Raw genomic sequence first — 17,275 nt, 5'->3', positions numbered from 1 at the left:
GAAATCCCCACGCGTTCACAAACCCGTGTCCAGAATACAGGTCTGGCGGGCGGGCGCCATGCGCGTGATTGCGGGTCAGCCCTGCCCGGTGGTCTTTTTCACCAGCACGTAAAGCGCGGGCACCATGAAAAGGGCAATTGCCGTCGAGGCCAGCATCCCGCCCAGCACCCCGATGCCGATGGCATGCTGCGTGGCCGCCCCTGCCCCGCTGGCGATGGCCAGCGGCAGCACCCCAAGCGCGAAGGCGAAAGAGGTCATCAGGATCGGCCGCAGCCGCAGTTCCGCCGCGTGGCGCGTCGCCTCCAAGAGGGCGACGCCGCGCCGCCTTTGCGCCTCGGCGAATTCCACGATCAGGATAGCGTTGCGCGCGGCCAGGCCGATGGTCGTCAGAAGGCCCACCTTGAAATAGACGTCGTTCGATTGCCCGAACAGCCAGGCCGCCACCAGCGCACCCAGAATGCCCACCGGCACCGACAGCATCACCGCAAAGGGCACGGTCCAGCTTTCATACAGCGCGGCAAGGCACAGGAAGACCACCAGCGCCGACATGGCAAACAGCATCGGCGCCTGATTGCCCGCCAGCCGTTCCTGATACGACAGCCCGGTCCATTCGATGCCAAAGCCGCCCGGCACCTCGGCCAGCAGAGCTTCGATCTGGACCATCGCCTCGCCCGTGGACAGATTTTCACCCGGGTTGGCCGAGATCGAGATTGCCCGCGTGCCACCATAGCGGTTCAGCGAGGGGGAGTTCTCGGTCCAGACCTTGTTGATGAAGCTGGCAAAGGGAACCATCTCTCCGGCGGCATTGCGGGCATGCCAGACGTCGATCTGGTCCGGCTGCATCCGCCATTCCGCCGCGCCCATCACCATGACCGGGCGCAGTTCCGCCCCCAGTTCGAAATCACCGACAGACCGGCCCGAGAAAATGACCGACAGCATGGAATTCACGCTGGAGACGGTGATGCCCATGGCGCGGGCCTTCTGCTGGTCGATCTCCAGCTTCAGCGCAGGACGGCGGTTCGGTTCGTGTCCGCGAAAGCCCGAGGCGACGCCCCGCTCTTCGGCCAGCGCGGCCAGCGCCTGCGCGCCTTCTTCCAGCGCGGCCTGACCCAGCCCCCCCTGATCAATGAGGTAGAACGAAATCCCGGCATTGGCGCCCAACCCCTGAATGGCGGGCGGCTGGCTGAAGGTGATATTCCCCGCCCTGTGGCCGCGGAACTTCGCAGTGCCCGCCTGCTGCAGCATCAGCGCGGATTTGCCGGGGCGGTCGGCAAAGGGCTTCAGCTTCACATACAGCATCGCGGTGTTCTGCCCGCCGCCGCCGAAGGAAAAGCCAAGCGCGGTCATCACGGTATCCACCACATCGGATTGCTCGGCCGCCAGCCAGTCGGCCACCTCGGTCGCCACGGCGGCGGTCTGCGCGGTGGTGGACCCTTCGGCCAGCCGCAGGTTGATCATCAGGACACCCTGATCCTCTTGCGGCACGAAAGAGGACGGCAGCCGCTGGAACATCTGGAACGCGCCGAAGGAAATGCCGGCCAGCAGCACCAAGGACAGCACCGGCACCCGCATGGCCAGCCCGACCGCACGGCCATAACCGCGGGTCACCGCCGCCATGCCGCGGTTGAACCAGCGCGCCGGGGCAAAGCCGCCGCCATGATGCCCCTTCGGCTTCAGGAGCCCCGCGCTCATCGCCGGGGACAGGATCAAGGCCACCGCCAGCGACAGCGCCATGGCCGAGATGATGGTGACCGAGAATTGCCGGTAGATCACTCCGGTCGAGCCGGACATGAAGGCCATGGGCAGGAACACCGCCGACAGGACCAGCGCGATCCCCACCAGCGCGGGCGTGATCTGGGCCATGGACTTGCGGGTGGCGGTGACAGCATCCAGCTTCTCCTCCTCCATCACCCGTTCGACGTTTTCCACCACGACGATGGCGTCATCGACCAGAAGGCCGATGGCCAAGACCAGTGCGAACATGGTCAGCGTGTTGATGGAATAGCCCAGCACCGACAGCACCCCGAAGGTGCCGAGAAGGACGACCGGAATGGCGATCACCGGAATGATCGTGGCGCGCCAGCTTTGCAGGAAAACAAGGATCACAAGGAACACCAGCCCGACCGCCTCGAACAGGGTGGTGTAGACGGTGCCGATGGATTCCTCGATGAAGGGTGTGGTGTCATAGGGGAAGGCGATCTCCACCCCTTCGGGCAAGGCGGGGGCAATGGTCTGCAGCACCGCGCGCACCCGTTCCGCCGTGTCCACCGCATTGGCGCCGGTGGCCAGCGTCACCGAAAACCCGGCGGCATTCGCCCCGTTGAACAGCGCCGAAGCGCCATAGCTGACCTGCCCGATTTCCACCCTTGCCACATCGGACAGGATCACCTGACTGCCGTCTTCATTGGTGCGCAGGGAAATATTGGCGATCTGATCGACCGAACTCATCTGCGTCTGCGCCGACAGGGCCACCGTCAGCTGCTGGCCCGGCACCACCGGCTGGGCCCCCAGATTGCCCACGGAGACGGTGGAGTTCTGGTCCGAAATGGCCGAGGTCACATCCGCCGTGGTGATCTGGTATTCCGCCAGTTTCAGCGGGTCCAGCCAGATCCGCATCGCATAGCCCGAGGAGAAGCTGTCGATGGAGCCGACACCCTCAGTCCGCAGGACGGCATCCTCGATCAGGGCGGTGGTCAGGTCCCCCAGCTCCAGCGTGGAATAGCGGTTGTCTTGCGAGACCAGCGCACCGACGAGAAGCGAGCTTTCGCCAGACCGGTTTACGTTCAGCCCGTTGTCGCGCACGGTTTCCGGCAGCGCGTTCTCCACCAGCTGCAGCTTGTTCTGCACCTGCGCCTGCGCAACATCGGCATCCACACCATCATCGAAGGTCAGCGCCACATTGGCGCGGCCCGTAGACGAGGAGGTCGAGGTCATGAACAACAGCCCGTCGATCCCGGTCATCGCGCCTTCGATCACCGAGGTGACGGAGTTTTCCGTCGCCTCGGCCGAGGCGCCGGAATAGCTGCCCGAGATGCTGATCCGGACCGGTGCAATGTCGGGATATTGCTCGATCGGCAGGCGGCTGAGCGCGAAGGCTCCGGCCAGCATGGTGACGATGGCCAGAACCCAGGCGAAGACGGGGCGGGAAATGAAGAACTGTGCCATGGCGGATCAGTTGCCCGGTGCGGGGGCCGGGCCGGCATCGCGCACGACGCCGGTCTCGTCGATCACCGCCGGAACCGGCGCCACCTCCTGGCCCTCCCGCAGATTGGCGGTGCCATCCAGAAGCAGCCATTCGCCCGGCTGAAGCCCGGCCTTCACGATCCATGCATTCCCCGCGGTGCCGGTCTCGGTCAGCTTGCGCTTTTCAGCCTTGCCGTCCACGGCGACCCAGGCAAACAGGCTGCCGTCGCGTTCACGCCCGGTGGCGCGCTGCGGGACGAGGACACCGGTTTCCGTACCCAATTGCAGCTCGGCATGCAGGAACATGCCCGGCGCGATCAGCCCCTGCGGATTGGGCAGTTCAAAGCGCAGCACCCGCGTGCCGGTGGTGGCCGAAACCGTCGCCCCCGCCGACACCAGCCGCGCCGTGCCCGACACGCGCTGCCCGTCATCCAGCAGAAGCGTCAGCTGCGGGTCGGACAGCGCCACCTCCCCCGCCGCGGCCCGCGCCTCAATCTTCAGGCGGAGGGGCCAGGGTTCGGTGACATCCACCTGAACCGGGTCAATCTGCACGATTTCCACCAGCGCGTCCGATTGGTTCTGCGTCACCAGATCCCCGACGGAGACCTGCGGCAAACCCGCAATCCCGGCAATCGGCGCGCGGATCGTGGTCCAGTCCAGCTGGGCGCGGGCCAGATCCCGTTCCGCCTCGGCCGCGGCCATGGCCGCCTGCGCCTTCAAAAGCGCGGCCTGCGCATCGTCCAGCGCGGCCACGCTGGCGGTGTTCGTCTCGCGCAGCCGTTCGGCCCGGTCATAGGCGGTCTGGGCCGAGGTCAGGTCGGCCTGCACCTGCCGCAGACTGGCCTCGGCCGAGGCCAGAGCCACCTCATAGGTCAGCGGATCAATGGAAAAGAGCGGATCGCCCGCCTGCACCGCCGCACCGGGGGTGTAGAGAAGGGCCGTGATCGCCCCCCCGACCCGCGGCCGGACCCGCGTGGTATTCTGTGCCACCGCCCGTCCCGTCAGCGTCAGTGTGACCGGAACCTTGGCGCTTTCGACCACCGTATAGCCTGCCGCAACCGGCCCGGATGCCCCCCGCTGCTGTGCCGGTGCCTGCAAGGGCAAAAGCCCGGCCAGCACAAAAGACAGGGCGGCGGCAATCAAGACGGGACGCGACATGGGACCTCTTATCCTGGCGGCCCCGGACCCGAGGCGCATGCGGGGCAGCCGCCCCGAAGGAACGGCCAGCTCCGGTTATACGCAGGAAACGCCCCATTCCGTCAGCAGCTTATTCACGAAGCCGTGTGCAGGTGCAGAAACCCGCGACGGAGGGCGGGGGCCCTGTTCCGGCAGGGACATCGGGCGGCACTGCACGGGCCACTCCCGCGCAAAAGAAAACCCCCGCCAGAACTGCTCTGGCGGGGGTTTCCGGTGTCATCGCGGTCAGTGGCGACGGGTCAGTCGCGGCTTTCGACCGGATCGGCCAGTCCGCTGAAGACCGGCTCTTCCATCGGCGCAGCCAGGGCGGCGGCCTGTTCGGCCTCGCTCCGGCGGGCCTCGATCACGGTGTTGTCGCGATCCGAGGCGATGCCTTTGACGCGGCGGGTGGCCCCGCCGGTGCCCGCCGGGATCAGCCGGCCGACGATGACGTTCTCTTTCAGACCGACCAGCTTGTCACGCTTGCCCTGAACCGAAGCTTCGGTCAGCACGCGCGTGGTCTCCTGGAAGGAGGCTGCCGAGATGAACGACCGGGTCTGGAGCGACGCCTTGGTAATGCCCAGAAGCACGGGCTCGGCCTTGGCTTCGCGCAGGCCGCGGGCGCGGGCCTTCGCGTTTTCTTCGTCCAGTTCCTGCTTCTCGACCTGTTCGCCTTTCAGCAGGGTCGTGTCGCCGGAATCCAGCACTTCGAGTTTCTGCAGCATCTGCCGCACGATCACCTCGATGTGCTTGTCGTTGATCTTCACGCCTTGCAGGCGATAGACGTCCTGCACTTCGTCGATCATGTAGTTGGCCAGCGCCTCGATCCCCATGATCCGCAGGATGTCATGCGGAGCCGGGTTGCCGTCCATGATGTAGTCGCCCTTCTGGACGAAATCACCTTCCTGAACCGGAATGTGCTTGCCCTTGGGGATCATGTACTCTTGCGCCTGAAGCGTCTCATCCACGGGTTCAACCGTGATGCGGCGCTTGTTCTTGTAGTCCTTGCCGAAGCGGACATAGCCGTCGGTTTCCGCGATGATCGCGTGATCCTTCGGGCGACGGGCTTCGAACAGTTCCGCCACACGGGGCAGACCCCCGGTGATGTCCTTGGTCTTGGCACCTTCACGCGGAATACGCGCGACCAGATCGCCCGGCTTCAGCTCCTGACCGTCTTCCAGCGACAGGATGGCGTCCACCGACATCGGATAGGTGATCGGGTTGCCATTGTCGCCGCGCACCGGCTCGCCGGTCGAGGGATCGACCACGATGATTTCCGGCTTCAGATCGCTGCCGCGCGGCGCGGTGCGCCAGTCGGAGACGATCTTCTGCGTCATGCCGGTCGCGTCGTCGGTGTCCTCGCGGACCGAGATGCCCGAGATCAGGTCCTTGAACCGTGCAACCCCGGCCTTTTCGGCCACGATCAGCAGGTTGAAGGGGTCCCATTCGAACAGCTTGGCGCCGCGCTTCACCGACTGGCCGTCCTTGACGTGCAGCTTGGCACCATAGGTCAGCTTGTGAACCGCACGCTCGGCCCCGGCATCGTCGATGATGGCCAGCGACATGTTCCGGCCGATCACGATCTCTTCGCCATTGACGTTGAGCAGCGTGTTCGCGTTGCGGAACTCGATCTTGCCTTCCTGGCTGGCTTCAAGGAACGACTGCTGGCCACCCTGCGCCACGCCGCCGATGTGGAAGGTCCGCATCGTCAGCTGGGTGCCGGGTTCACCGATGGATTGGGCGGCGATGATGCCGACCGCTTCACCGATGTTCACCTGCGTGCCGCGGGCAAGGTCGCGCCCGTAGCACTGGGCGCAGACGCCCTCTTCGGCTTCACAGGTCAGCGGGCTGCGGATGCGCACGAAGGGCACATTCGCCGCGCCGATCAGATCGGCCTTCCGCTCGTCGATCAGCTCACCCCGTTCCACGATCACGTTGTCGGTGCCGGGTTCCAGTACGTCATCCGCGGCGACACGGCCCAGAATGCGTTCGGACAGCGGGGCGGTTTCCTGCCCTTCCTTGACGGCGGCCGAGGCGGTGATCGCATTTTCGGTGCCGCAATCCACGACACGGATGATGCAATCCTGCGCCACGTCCACCAGACGGCGGGTCAGATAGCCCGAGTTCGCCGTCTTCAGCGCGGTGTCCGACAGACCCTTCCGGGCGCCGTGGGTCGAGTTGAAGTATTCAAGAACGGTCAGACCTTCCTTGAAGTTCGAGATGATCGGCGTCTCGATGATCTCACCGTTCGGCTTGGCCATCAGGCCGCGCATCCCGCCCAGCTGCTTCATCTGGGTGACCGAACCCCGGGCCCCGGAGTGCGCCATCATGTAGACCGAGTTCGGCTCCTTCTCGGCGCCGTTGTCGTCATACTTGACGTTCGAGATGGTCGACATCATCGACTCGGTCACCTTGTCGTTGCACTTCGACCAGGCGTCCACGACCTTGTTGTACTTCTCGCCCTGGGTGATCAGACCATCCAGGTATTGCTGCTCGAAGCCAGCCACGAGGTCCTTGGTCTCATTGACCAGATCCCACTTGTTCTCGGCGATGACCATGTCGTCCTTGCCGAAGGAAATGCCGGCGCGGAATGCCTCGCGGAAGCCCAGACCCATGATCTGGTCACAGAAGATCACCGATTCCTTCTGACCGCAGTAGCGGTAGACGGTGTCGATGACGGTCTGCACATCCTTCTTCCGCAGAAGCCGGTTGACCAGTTCGAAGGGCGCCTTCGCATTCAGCGGCAGAAGGTTGCCAAGCCGCAGACGGCCGGGCGTGGTTTCATACCGCTTCCAGACGATATTGCCTTCCTCGTCCACCTGACGCAGGCGCGAGGTGATCTTGGCATGCAGATGCACTTCACCGGCGGCGAGGGCCTGTTCGACCTCGTCGATGTCGGAGAAGATCTTGCCTTCGCCCTTCATCCCCTTCCGTTCCATGGTCACGTAGTAGAGACCCAGAACCATGTCCTGCGACGGCACGATGATCGGCGCGCCGTTGGCGGGCGACAGCACGTTGTTCGTGGACATCATCAGAACGCGGGCTTCCAGCTGCGCCTCAAGCGACAGCGGGACGTGAACGGCCATCTGGTCGCCGTCGAAGTCGGCATTGAAGGCCGAGCAGACCAGCGGGTGCAGCTGGATCGCCTTGCCTTCGATCAGCATCGGCTCGAACGCCTGAATGCCCAGACGGTGCAGCGTCGGCGCGCGGTTCAGCAGGACCGGGTGTTCGCGGATGACTTCATCCAGGATATCCCAGACCTCGGGGCGCTCTTTCTCGACCAGCTTCTTCGCCTGCTTGACGGTCGAGGACAGGCCCTTGGCTTCCAGCCGCGAGTAGATGAACGGCTTGAACAGCTCCAGCGCCATCTTCTTCGGCAGGCCGCACTGGTGCAGCTTCAGTTCCGGCCCGGTCACGATGACCGAACGGCCGGAGAAGTCCACCCGCTTGCCCAGAAGGTTCTGGCGGAACCGGCCCTGCTTGCCCTTCAGCATGTCCGAGAGCGATTTCAGCGGGCGCTTGTTGGTGCCCGTGATCACGCGGCCGCGGCGGCCGTTGTCGAACAGCGCGTCCACCGCTTCCTGCAGCATCCGCTTTTCGTTGCGCACGATGATGTCGGGCGCACGAAGCTCGATCAGGCGCTTCAGGCGGTTGTTCCGGTTGATGACCCGGCGATACAGGTCGTTCAGGTCGGACGTGGCAAAGCGGCCGCCGTCCAGCGGGACCAGCGGGCGCAGTTCCGGCGGGATCACCGGCAGAACAGTCAGCACCATCCATTCGGGCCGGTTGCCCGACTCGAGGAAGGATTCAACGATCTTCAGCCGCTTGATGATCTTTTTCGGCTTCAGCTCGCCCGTGGCTTCCTTCAGCTCTTCGCGCAGCGTATCCGCGGTCTGCTCAAGGTCGATGTTGGCCAGCATTTCGCGGATGGCTTCGGCACCGATATTGGCGGTGAACGCGTCGGCGCCATACTGGTCCTGCGCGTCGAGGTATTCCTCTTCCGTCATCAGCTGCTGATAGGTCAGGTCGGTCAGACCCGGCTCGATCACCACATACTTTTCAAAATACAGGATCGCTTCCAGATCCCGCAGAGTCATGTCGACCATCAGGCCGATCCGGGACGGCAGCGACTTCAGGAACCAGATATGCGCAACCGGGGCGGCCAGCTCGATATGGCCCATCCGCTCGCGCCGCACCTTCTGGAGCGTCACTTCCACACCGCATTTTTCGCAGACGACGCCGCGATACTTCATGCGCTTGTATTTGCCGCACAGGCATTCGTAGTCCTTGATCGGCCCGAAAATGCGCGCACAGAACAGACCGTCACGTTCCGGCTTGAACGTGCGGTAGTTGATGGTTTCCGGCTTCTTGATCTCGCCATAGGACCACGACAGGATCCGCTCGGGCGAGGCCAGAGAGATCTTGATCTCATCGAAGGTCTTGACCGGCGCAACCGGGTTGAACGGGTTGTTCGTCAGTTCCTGGTTCATCTTGCTTCCCTAATCAGGAGGTTGCGGTCAGAGGGCGGGGCGGCATCTGCCGCCCCAGAGCGGTTGCCCGCTCACTCCTCCTCCGCATCCAGGAGTTCCATGTTCAGGCCGAGGCCGCGGACTTCCTTCACGAGCACGTTGAAGCTCTCGGGTACGCCCGCTTCGAAGTTGTCCTCGCCCTTGACGATCGATTCATAGACCTTGGTCCGGCCTGCCACGTCGTCCGACTTGACCGTCAGCATTTCCTGCAGGGTATAGGCGGCGCCGTAGGCTTCCAGAGCCCAGACCTCCATTTCCCCCAGACGCTGACCACCGAACTGCGCCTTGCCGCCCAAAGGTTGCTGGGTGACGAGCGAGTACGGCCCCGTCGAACGGGCGTGCAGCTTGTCATCGACAAGGTGGTGCAGCTTCAGCATGTACTTGACGCCCACGGTGACGCGGCGCTGGAACTTCTCACCGGTCCGGCCGTCGAACACATCGGACTGACCCGAGGTGTCGAACCCGGCACGGCGCAGCGCGTCGTTCACATCCGCTTCCTTGGCCCCGTCGAAGACCGGAGTGGCAATCGGAACGCCACGGGTGACCAGAGCCGCCTTTTCCAGCAGATCGTCGTCGCCCATTTCGCCGAAGGCATCCTCATAGGTCTCGTCGCCATAGGCAAAGCGCATGGCTTCCTTGACCGGGGTCAGGTCTCCATGGCGGCGGAAGTCCTGCAGCGCCTCGTCGATCCGCAGGCCCAGACCGCGCGCGGCCCAGCCCATGTGCGTCTCAAGGATCTGCCCGACGTTCATCCGCGACGGCACGCCCAGCGGGTTCAGCACCAGATCAACCGGGGTGCCGTCCGCAAGGAACGGCATGTCCTCGGCCGGGACCACCTTCGAGATGACGCCCTTGTTGCCGTGACGGCCGGCCATCTTGTCGCCCGGCTGCAGCTTGCGCTTCACCGCAACGAACACCTTGACCATCTTCATCACGCCCGGAGGCAGATCGTCGCCACGGCGCACCTTTTCGACCTTGTCGTCAAAACGGGCGTCCAGCGCACGGCGTTGCTGCTCGAACTGGTCGTGCAGCGCCTCGATCTCCTTGGCCTGCGCCTCTTCGGCGACGGCCAGCTGCCACCACTGGCCGCGCGACAGCGTGCCCAGCAGTTCCTCGTCGATGGTCGAACCGGCCTTCACGCCCTTCGGACCCTTTACAGCCTCACGGCCCAGGAGAAGTGCCTTCAGGCGCGCATAGATGTTGCGCTCAAGGATGCCCAGCTCGTCGTCCCGGTCCCGGGCCAGACGTTCGACTTCCTCACGCTCGATCTGCAGCGCGCGTTCGTCCTTGTCCACGCCGTGGCGGTTGAACACCCGGACCTCGACGATGGTGCCATAGGCCCCAGGCGGCAGACGCAGCGAGGTGTCGCGCACGTCCGATGCCTTTTCACCGAAAATGGCGCGCAGAAGCTTTTCTTCCGGCGTCATCGGGCTTTCGCCCTTGGGGGTGATCTTGCCGACCAGAATGTCGCCCGGGTTCACCTCGGCGCCGATGTAGACGATGCCAGCCTCGTCGAGGTTGCGCAGCGCTTCTTCACCGACGTTCGGGATGTCGCGGGTAATTTCTTCCGGCCCAAGCTTGGTGTCACGGGCGGCGACTTCGTATTCCTCGATATGAATCGAGGTGAACACGTCATCCTTCAGGATCCGTTCCGAGATCAGGATCGAGTCTTCATAGTTGTAGCCGTTCCACGGCATGAAGGCCACGATCACGTTCCGGCCAAGCGCCAGTTCCCCCATGTCGGTGCAGGGGCCATCGGCCACCACCTCGCCACGGATGACCGTATCGCCCACCTTCACCAGCGGACGCTGGTTGATGCAGGACGACTGGTTCGACCGCTTGAACTTGCGCAGACGGTAGATGTCGACGCCCGGCTCACCCGGTTCCAGCATCTCGGTCGCGCGGATAACGATCCGCTGCGCGTCGACCTGGTCGATGACCCCGGCCCGGCGGGCCATGATCGCAGCACCCGAGTCGCGGGCCACGACGGCCTCGATCCCGGTGCCGACGAAGGGCGCGTCCGATTGCAGCAGAGGCACGGCCTGACGCTGCATGTTCGAGCCCATCAGCGCGCGGTTGGCGTCGTCGTTCTCAAGGAACGGGATCAGCGAGGCCGCGACCGACACCAGCTGCTTCGGCGACACGTCGATCAGGTCGATGGCATCCGGCGGGTTCAGCATGAATTCACCCGCTTTCCGCGAGGAAATCAGGTCATCCTGGAACTTGCCTTCGGCACTTTGCGCGGCGTTGGCCTGCGCCACGGTGTGACGCATTTCCTCGGTCGCGGACATATAGACCACGTCGTCGGTCACCTTGCCGTCGATCACCTTGCGGTACGGGGTTTCGATGAAGCCGTACTTGTTCACACGGGCAAAGGTTGCCAGCGAGTTGATCAGGCCGATGTTCTGGCCTTCCGGCGTTTCGATCGGGCACATCCGGCCATAGTGGGTCGGGTGAACGTCGCGCACTTCAAAGCCCGCACGTTCCCGCGTCAGACCGCCCGGCCCGAGGGCCGAGAGGCGGCGCTTGTGCGTCACTTCCGACAGCGGGTTGGTCTGGTCCATGAACTGCGACAGCTGGCTGCTGCCGAAGAATTCACGCACCGCCGCCGCCGCCGGTTTGGCGTTGATCAGGTCCTGCGGCATGATCGTGTCGATCTCGACCGAGGACATGCGCTCCTTGATCGCGCGCTCCATGCGCAGCAGGCCGACGCGATACTGATTTTCCATCAGCTCGCCGACCGAGCGCACCCGGCGGTTGCCGAGGTGGTCGATATCGTCGATCTCGCCCTTGCCGTCACGCAGTTCGACCAGCGCCTTGATGCAGGACACGATGTCGCCACGGTCCAGCGTGCGCTGCGTGTCGGGGCGGTCCAGGTCCAGACGCATGTTCATCTTGACCCGGCCCACGGCGGACAGGTCATAGCGTTCCTTGTCGAAGAACAAGGTGTCGAACAGGGTCGAGGCAGCCTCGACCGTCGGCGGCTCACCCGGGCGCATGACCCGGTAGATGTCCATCAGCGCGGTGTCGCGGTTCCAGTTCTTGTCCGCGGCCATGGTGTTGCGGATATAGGGACCGACGTTGATATTGTCGATGTCCAGCACCGGAATCTCGGTGATGCCCTGATCCAGCAGCGTCTTGACCGTGCCGCCCTTGACCTCGCCGTCGCGGTCCAGTTCCCAGGTCAGCTCATCCCCGGCTTCGACCCAGATCTCGCCGGTCTCGTCGTTGATGATGTCCTGCGCCACGAAGCGGCCGACGATATGGTCGAACGGCACCAGAAGTTCGGTGACGGCGCCTTCGTCCATCCACTTCTTGACCATCCGCGGCGTGGCCTTTTCGCCCGCCTTCAGGATGACCTCGCCCGTGGCGGCATCAACCAGATCATAGGTCGGCCGGGTGCCGCGCACACGGTCGGCGAAGAACCGGGTGACCCAACCCTTGTTCTTCACATATTTGAAGGTGACGGTATCGTAGTAGGACTTCATGATCGTGTCCTGATCCATGCCAAGCGCATAGAGCAGGGTCGTCACCGGCAGCTTCCGGCGGCGGTCGATCCGGGCGAACACGATGTCCTTGGCGTCAAACTCGAAGTCCAGCCAGCTGCCGCGATACGGGATGATGCGGCAGGCGAACAGCAGTTTGCCCGAGGAATGGGTCTTGCCCTTGTCATGGTCGAAGAACACGCCGGGCGAGCGGTGCATCTGGCTGACGATCACCCGTTCGGTGCCGTTCACGATGAACGTGCCGTTCTGGGTCATCAGGGGCATGTCGCCCATATAGACGTCTTGTTCCTTGATGTCCTTGACCGAGCGCTGGCCGCTGGTTTCATCGACATCGAACACGATCAGGCGCAGCGTCACCTTCAGCGGTGCCGCATAGGTCAGGTCGCGCTGCATGCATTCGTCAACGTCGTACTTCGGCTTTTCCAGCTCGTAGCGGACGAATTCCAGAACCGCAGTCTCGTTGAAGTCCTTGATCGGGAAGACCGACTGGAACGTGCCCTGAATCCCTTCGCCGTCGCCCGGCTTCGGGCCGTCGCCGGACCGCAGGAACAGGTCGTAGGAGGATTTCTGAACCTCAATGAGGTTCGGCATCTCAAGAACTTCGCGGATCTTGCCGTAATACCGGCGGATGCGCTTCTGGCCAACGTAAGCTTGCGCCATGCTCGTGGTCACCTTTCATCGGTTCGCCGGCGCGCCTCCCGTCGGGTCACGGGGGCACGCCAACTGGCGAGAGGGGAGAGAGGTTCCATACCTGCCACCTGTCCCGTCAGGCGGCTCCCGAACCTTTCATCGCACCTGGAGCGAGGCTTTCGCAAAAGCCCCGTTCAAGACGCGCGTTGGGCCGGGGACGGCAAAGCCATCCCCAGCCCGAAATCAGCGATGCGGGCAGGCCCGCACCGAAGATTACTTGAGCTCGACCTTGGCGCCAGCCGCTTCGAGCTTCTTCTTGATTTCCTCGGCGTCAGCCTTGGCAATCGCTTCCTTGATCTTGCCACCGGCTTCGACCAGGTTCTTGGCTTCGACCAGGCCCAGGCCGGTGATGCCGCGCACTTCCTTGATCACGTTGATCTTGTTGGCGCCGGCTTCGACCAGGACGACGTCGAATTCGGTCTTTTCTTCTTCAGCCGGGGCAGCAGCCGCAGCCGGACCAGCCATCATCACAGCGCCGCCAGCGGCGGGCTCGATGCCGTACTTGTCCTTCAGGATGGTCTTCAGCTCTTGCGCTTGCAGGAGGGTCAGACCGACGATTTCTTCGGCGAGTTTGTTCAGATCAGCCATTTGCTCATTCCGTTCAAGGTTAGATGGGGTCCAACGACGTTTGGATCAACCCACGAAGACATTCAGGATCAGGCCGCAGCCTTTTCCTCGATGGTCGACAGGATGCTTGCGATGTTCGAAGCAGGCGCACCAATGGCACCGGCGATGTTCGAGGCGGGCGCACCGATGCACGACACGATCTGAGCGATAAGCTCTTCACGCGACGGCATGGAGGCCACGGCTTTCACACCGGCAGCGTCCAGAACCGTGTCACCCATCGCCCCGCCCAGGATCACGAACTTGTCGTTCGCCTTGGCATAGGCCTCAGAGACCTTGGCCGCAGCCACGGGGTCTTCCGAGAAGGTCATCACGGTCATGCCCGTCAGCAGGTCACCCATCTTCGCAGCGGGCTTCCCTTCCAGGGCGATCTTGGCGAGCGTGTTCTTGGCAACGCGAACGGACCCTTGAACGTCGCGCATTTTCGCGCGCAGGTCCTGCATCTGTGCAACCGTCATGCCTTCGTAGTGGGCAACCACCACGACGCCAGAGCTTGCGAAGATCTGGCCGAGTTCCTCGACCACTTTCTCTTTCTGGGCTCTATCCACAGTTTCACTCCAAGGTTGGGGTTTCCCCCGGCTCAATTGGCCCCTTTTGCAAGGGGCGTTTCGGTCCGCAACGGGTCGGAACGCCAGGATCGCCGAAGGGCGAAAGGTCGTCGTTCCCATCTCAGGCAGGATTTACGGCGTTTGCGCGCCACCCACCGTCTCGGACAGGACAGGGCGGCGAACCGCCCCGCCATCCCCCGGCTTGCACCAGAGGAATTCTGTCTGGCTTACGCCAGTGCGGTCGTCGCCAGGTCGAGCGAGACGCCCGGGCCCATGGTGGACGACAGCGAAACCTTCTTGACGTAGGTGCCCTTGGCGCCCGACGGCTTGGCCCGTGTCACGGCATCCACGAAGGCGCGGACGTTTTCGGCCAGCTTGGCCTCGTCGAAGGACACCTTGCCGATGCCGGCATGAATGACCCCGGCCTTTTCGACCTTGAACTGGACTTCACCGCCCTTGGCGTTCTTCACCGCATTGGCGACGTCCATGGTCACGGTGCCGACCTTCGGGTTCGGCATCAGGTTGCGCGGGCCGAGGATTTTGCCCAGACGGCCGACCAGCGGCATCAGGTCCGGCGTCGCGATGCAACGGTCGAACTCGATCTTGCCGGACTGGATGGTCTCCAGCAGGTCTTCGGCGCCGACGATATCCGCACCGGCGGCCTTGGCTTCATCAGCCTTGGCGCCACGGGCAAACACGGCCACGCGCACAGTCTTGCCGGTGCCATTCGGCAGCTGAACCACGCCGCGGACCATCTGGTCGGCGTGACGCGGGTCCACACCAAGGTTCATCGCGATTTCGACGGTTTCGTCGAACTTGGCCGAAGCGGCCCCCTTGATCAGCTTCACGGCGTCTTCCACCGGAACGTTGACCTTGCCGACGAATGCTTCCTGAGCCTTCTTCAGGCGCTTTGCGATCTTTGCCATCTGGATCAGCCCTTCACATCGATGCCGCAGGACTTGGCCGAGCCAAGGATGATCTGCATCGCCGCTTCCACGGAATTGGCGTTCAGATCCTTCATCTTCGTCTCGGCGATCTTGCGGACCTGAGCGGCGGTGATCGTGCCGGCCACTTCGCGGCCCGGCTTGGCCGAACCCTTGGCGCGGTTACGCTTGCCCACCGGCGGCAGACCGGCGGCCTGCTTGATCAGGAACGAGGCCGGAGCCGTCTTCAGCTCAAGGCTGAACGACTTGTCCTGATAATAGGTGATGATGACCGGGGTGGGCGTGCCCGGCGGAATTTCGGCGGTCTTGGCGTTGAATTCCTTCACGAACGCCATGATGTTCAGGCCGCGCTGACCCAGAGCCGGGCCGACGGGCGGCGACGGGTTGGCCTGCTGGGCCTTCACTTGCAGCTTGAGGCTGCCCATAATCTTCTTGGCCATCTGGCCCTCTCCTTTTCACGCGGCATCCCGGGGGATGCGGTTTAGCGGTCCGGTCCGTCACGCCCCTTTCGGGTCGCGCTCGCCTCCCGCGGTCGCTCAGATGCCCTTGGTCACCTGAGTGAATTCCAGTTCGACAGGCGTCGCCCGTCCGAAGATCGAGACCGAGACCTTCAGGCGGCTGGCCGCCTCGTCCACTTCCTCGACCATGCCATCGAAGCCCTCGAACGGGCCGTCGGTGACCTTGACCTTTTCGCCAATGTCGAAGCGGATCAGGTTGCGCGGCTGCGCCTCGCCGCCCTCGACGCTGCGGTTCAGCATCGCATTCACTTCGGCATCGCGCATCGGCATCGGGCGGCCTTGCGGGCCCAGAAAGCCGGTGACGCGGTTGATCGACGAAATCAGGTGATAGCCGCGGTTGGTCATCTCCATGTGCACCAGCACATAGCCCGGCATGAACCGGCGCTCCGAGGTGACCTTCTTGCCGCGACGAACCTCGATCACCTCTTCGGTGGGGACCAGAATCTCGTCAATCTCTTCCTGAAGGGCCGCGTCTTCCACGGCCTGCTTGATCTGTTCGGCAACCTTCTTCTCGAAGTTCGAGAGAACGCTCACCGAATACCAGCGCTTTGCCATGTGTCCGCTTCCACTTTCGCTTGCGGGGCCGGAACCCCGTTCTTTCCCGAACAAAAAACAGCGCGCACCCCGAATCGGTGCGCGCCGGTTGTCCTTGCTTCGCCGGGGCAATAGCCGTTTGCCCCCCGGGGATCAAGGGCGAACCGGCAGCCGGAGGGATCAGCTGCCGATGATGGCCTGCAGGCCCCAGCGGATGCCCAGATCGACCAGAGAGAAGAAGGTGGCGGTCAGCGCGGCCAGAATGAAGACCATCACCGTGGTCAGCATGACCTCGCGCCGCGTGGGCCAGTGGATCTTGGCCACCTCGCCGCGGACTTGCTGAAGAAACTGAAGCGGGTTGGCCATGGGCGCCTTCCGGGTAACTGCGTTCGAACGCTGAGCAGATACGGCGGATGCGCGGGGAATTCAAGCGCAGACCGGCGGCTGGGGCGCTGCGGCGTTCCGTCTCGCGATGCGTGAAAATGGCAGGGGCAGCAGGGCTCGAACCCGCGACCTACGGTTTTGGAGACCGTCGCTCTACCAGCTGAGCTATACCCCTGTGGTCGTGATGCGCGGGTTAAGCCAGCCCGCGGCGAAGGTCAAGGGTTCGTTAGCGTTTTCCTGCGGCTGCGCGCCGCCAGATTCACCCTTCTTGCGGCAGGGGCGGCCCGCCCCGCCCTGCCGGGTGCCGGGTGCCGGGTGCCGGGGAACGCAGAAGGGGTGGCATGATCCGCCGGCAAGGGCGGCGATGCGCGCCCCTCAAGACAAAGCTTCGGCCGATGGCGGGCCCTGCTCTCCGGGACGACCATACCGCGCCGTGCCGAAAGATCCGCGCAAAGCAAAAGGGCCGCCCTGACGGACGGCCCTTCTCTGATATCGTAGGGCGGGGTTGACCCCGCCCTGCCGGAAATCTTACTTCAGGATCTTCGAGACGACGCCTGCGCCGACGGTGCGGCCGCCTTCGCGGATGGCGAAGCGCAGCTTTTCTTCCATGGCGATCGGCGCGATCAGTTCGACTTCGAA

11 protein-coding genes and 1 tRNA gene are annotated in these 17,275 nt (G+C 63.9%); all 12 read right to left on the bottom strand.

Features of this window, described 5'->3' with window-relative positions; all coding sequences use genetic code 11:
* Window positions 1–75: 75 nt before the first annotated feature.
* A complete protein-coding gene (locus tag ACO2Q5_RS22405; protein WP_423295220.1) occupies window positions 76–3,165 on the bottom strand; it encodes a multidrug efflux RND transporter permease subunit in 3,090 nt (1,029 codons plus the stop codon).
* Window positions 3,166–3,171: 6 nt separating this feature from the next.
* Entirely contained in the window at window positions 3,172–4,341 is a 1,170-nt protein-coding gene (locus tag ACO2Q5_RS22400; protein WP_423295218.1) for an efflux RND transporter periplasmic adaptor subunit, read from the bottom strand.
* 278 nt (window positions 4,342–4,619) lie between these two features.
* On the bottom strand, window positions 4,620–8,849 hold the full coding sequence (gene rpoC, locus ACO2Q5_RS22395; protein WP_423295216.1) for a DNA-directed RNA polymerase subunit beta': 4,230 nt from the start codon (window positions 8,847–8,849) through the stop codon (window positions 4,620–4,622).
* 71 nt (window positions 8,850–8,920) lie between these two features.
* Window positions 8,921–13,054, bottom strand: a complete 4,134-nt coding sequence (gene rpoB, locus ACO2Q5_RS22390) for a DNA-directed RNA polymerase subunit beta (RefSeq protein ID WP_423295214.1) — start codon at window positions 13,052–13,054, stop codon at window positions 8,921–8,923.
* A 243-nt stretch (window positions 13,055–13,297) separates the two neighbouring features.
* Window positions 13,298–13,672: a 50S ribosomal protein L7/L12 gene (rplL, locus tag ACO2Q5_RS22385; protein ID WP_423295211.1), complete on the bottom strand. Its 375-nt coding sequence runs from the start codon at window positions 13,670–13,672 to the stop codon at window positions 13,298–13,300.
* 68 nt (window positions 13,673–13,740) lie between these two features.
* Window positions 13,741–14,256: a 50S ribosomal protein L10 gene (gene rplJ / locus ACO2Q5_RS22380; RefSeq protein WP_423295209.1), complete on the bottom strand. Its 516-nt coding sequence runs from the start codon at window positions 14,254–14,256 to the stop codon at window positions 13,741–13,743.
* Window positions 14,257–14,483: 227 nt separating this feature from the next.
* The gene (rplA, locus tag ACO2Q5_RS22375) at window positions 14,484–15,182 is read right to left on the bottom strand and encodes a 50S ribosomal protein L1 (protein WP_423295207.1); all 699 of its coding nucleotides are present in this window, start codon (window positions 15,180–15,182) and stop codon (window positions 14,484–14,486) included.
* A gap of 5 nt (window positions 15,183–15,187) precedes the next feature.
* Complete coding sequence (gene rplK, locus ACO2Q5_RS22370) at window positions 15,188–15,640, bottom strand: 50S ribosomal protein L11 (protein ID WP_423295205.1); 453 nt, start codon at window positions 15,638–15,640, stop codon at window positions 15,188–15,190.
* Window positions 15,641–15,736: 96 nt separating this feature from the next.
* Window positions 15,737–16,273 (bottom strand): transcription termination/antitermination protein NusG, encoded by a 537-nt coding sequence (gene nusG, locus ACO2Q5_RS22365; RefSeq protein WP_423295202.1) that lies wholly within the window; start codon window positions 16,271–16,273, stop codon window positions 15,737–15,739.
* A 159-nt stretch (window positions 16,274–16,432) separates the two neighbouring features.
* Window positions 16,433–16,618, bottom strand: coding sequence for a preprotein translocase subunit SecE (gene secE / locus ACO2Q5_RS22360; RefSeq protein WP_423295200.1), 186 nt, complete (start codon window positions 16,616–16,618; stop codon window positions 16,433–16,435).
* 117 nt (window positions 16,619–16,735) lie between these two features.
* Window positions 16,736–16,811, bottom strand: a tRNA-Trp gene (locus ACO2Q5_RS22355).
* Between the two features lie 353 nt (window positions 16,812–17,164).
* A partial coding sequence (locus tag ACO2Q5_RS22350; RefSeq protein ID WP_423295275.1) for a hypothetical protein occupies window positions 17,165–17,275 on the bottom strand: 111 nt, incomplete at its 5' end.

Source organism: Neotabrizicola sp. VNH66, assembly GCF_049445895.1.
Classification (GTDB): domain Bacteria; phylum Pseudomonadota; class Alphaproteobacteria; order Rhodobacterales; family Rhodobacteraceae; genus Pseudogemmobacter.
The sequence above is the reverse complement of the archived record's forward strand: the minus strand, read 5'-3'. Positions and strand labels throughout refer to the sequence as shown.

Excerpts from the sequence above, each read along its gene's own strand:
- rpoC (WP_423295216.1), bottom strand. The coding sequence starts at position 8,849 with ATGAACCAGGAACTGACGAACAACCCGTTCAACCCGGTTGCGCCGGTC.
- rplL (WP_423295211.1), bottom strand. The coding sequence starts at position 13,672 with ATGGCTGATCTGAACAAACTCGCCGAAGAAATCGTCGGTCTGACCCTC.
- secE (WP_423295200.1), bottom strand. The coding sequence starts at position 16,618 with ATGGCCAACCCGCTTCAGTTTCTTCAGCAAGTCCGCGGCGAGGTGGCC.
- rplK (WP_423295205.1), bottom strand. The coding sequence starts at position 15,640 with ATGGCCAAGAAGATTATGGGCAGCCTCAAGCTGCAAGTGAAGGCCCAG.
- rpoB (WP_423295214.1), bottom strand. The coding sequence starts at position 13,054 with ATGGCGCAAGCTTACGTTGGCCAGAAGCGCATCCGCCGGTATTACGGC.
- nusG (WP_423295202.1), bottom strand. The coding sequence starts at position 16,273 with ATGGCAAAGCGCTGGTATTCGGTGAGCGTTCTCTCGAACTTCGAGAAG.
- rplA (WP_423295207.1), bottom strand. The coding sequence starts at position 15,182 with ATGGCAAAGATCGCAAAGCGCCTGAAGAAGGCTCAGGAAGCATTCGTC.
- ACO2Q5_RS22400 (WP_423295218.1), bottom strand. The coding sequence starts at position 4,341 with ATGTCGCGTCCCGTCTTGATTGCCGCCGCCCTGTCTTTTGTGCTGGCC.
- ACO2Q5_RS22405 (WP_423295220.1), bottom strand. The coding sequence starts at position 3,165 with ATGGCACAGTTCTTCATTTCCCGCCCCGTCTTCGCCTGGGTTCTGGCC.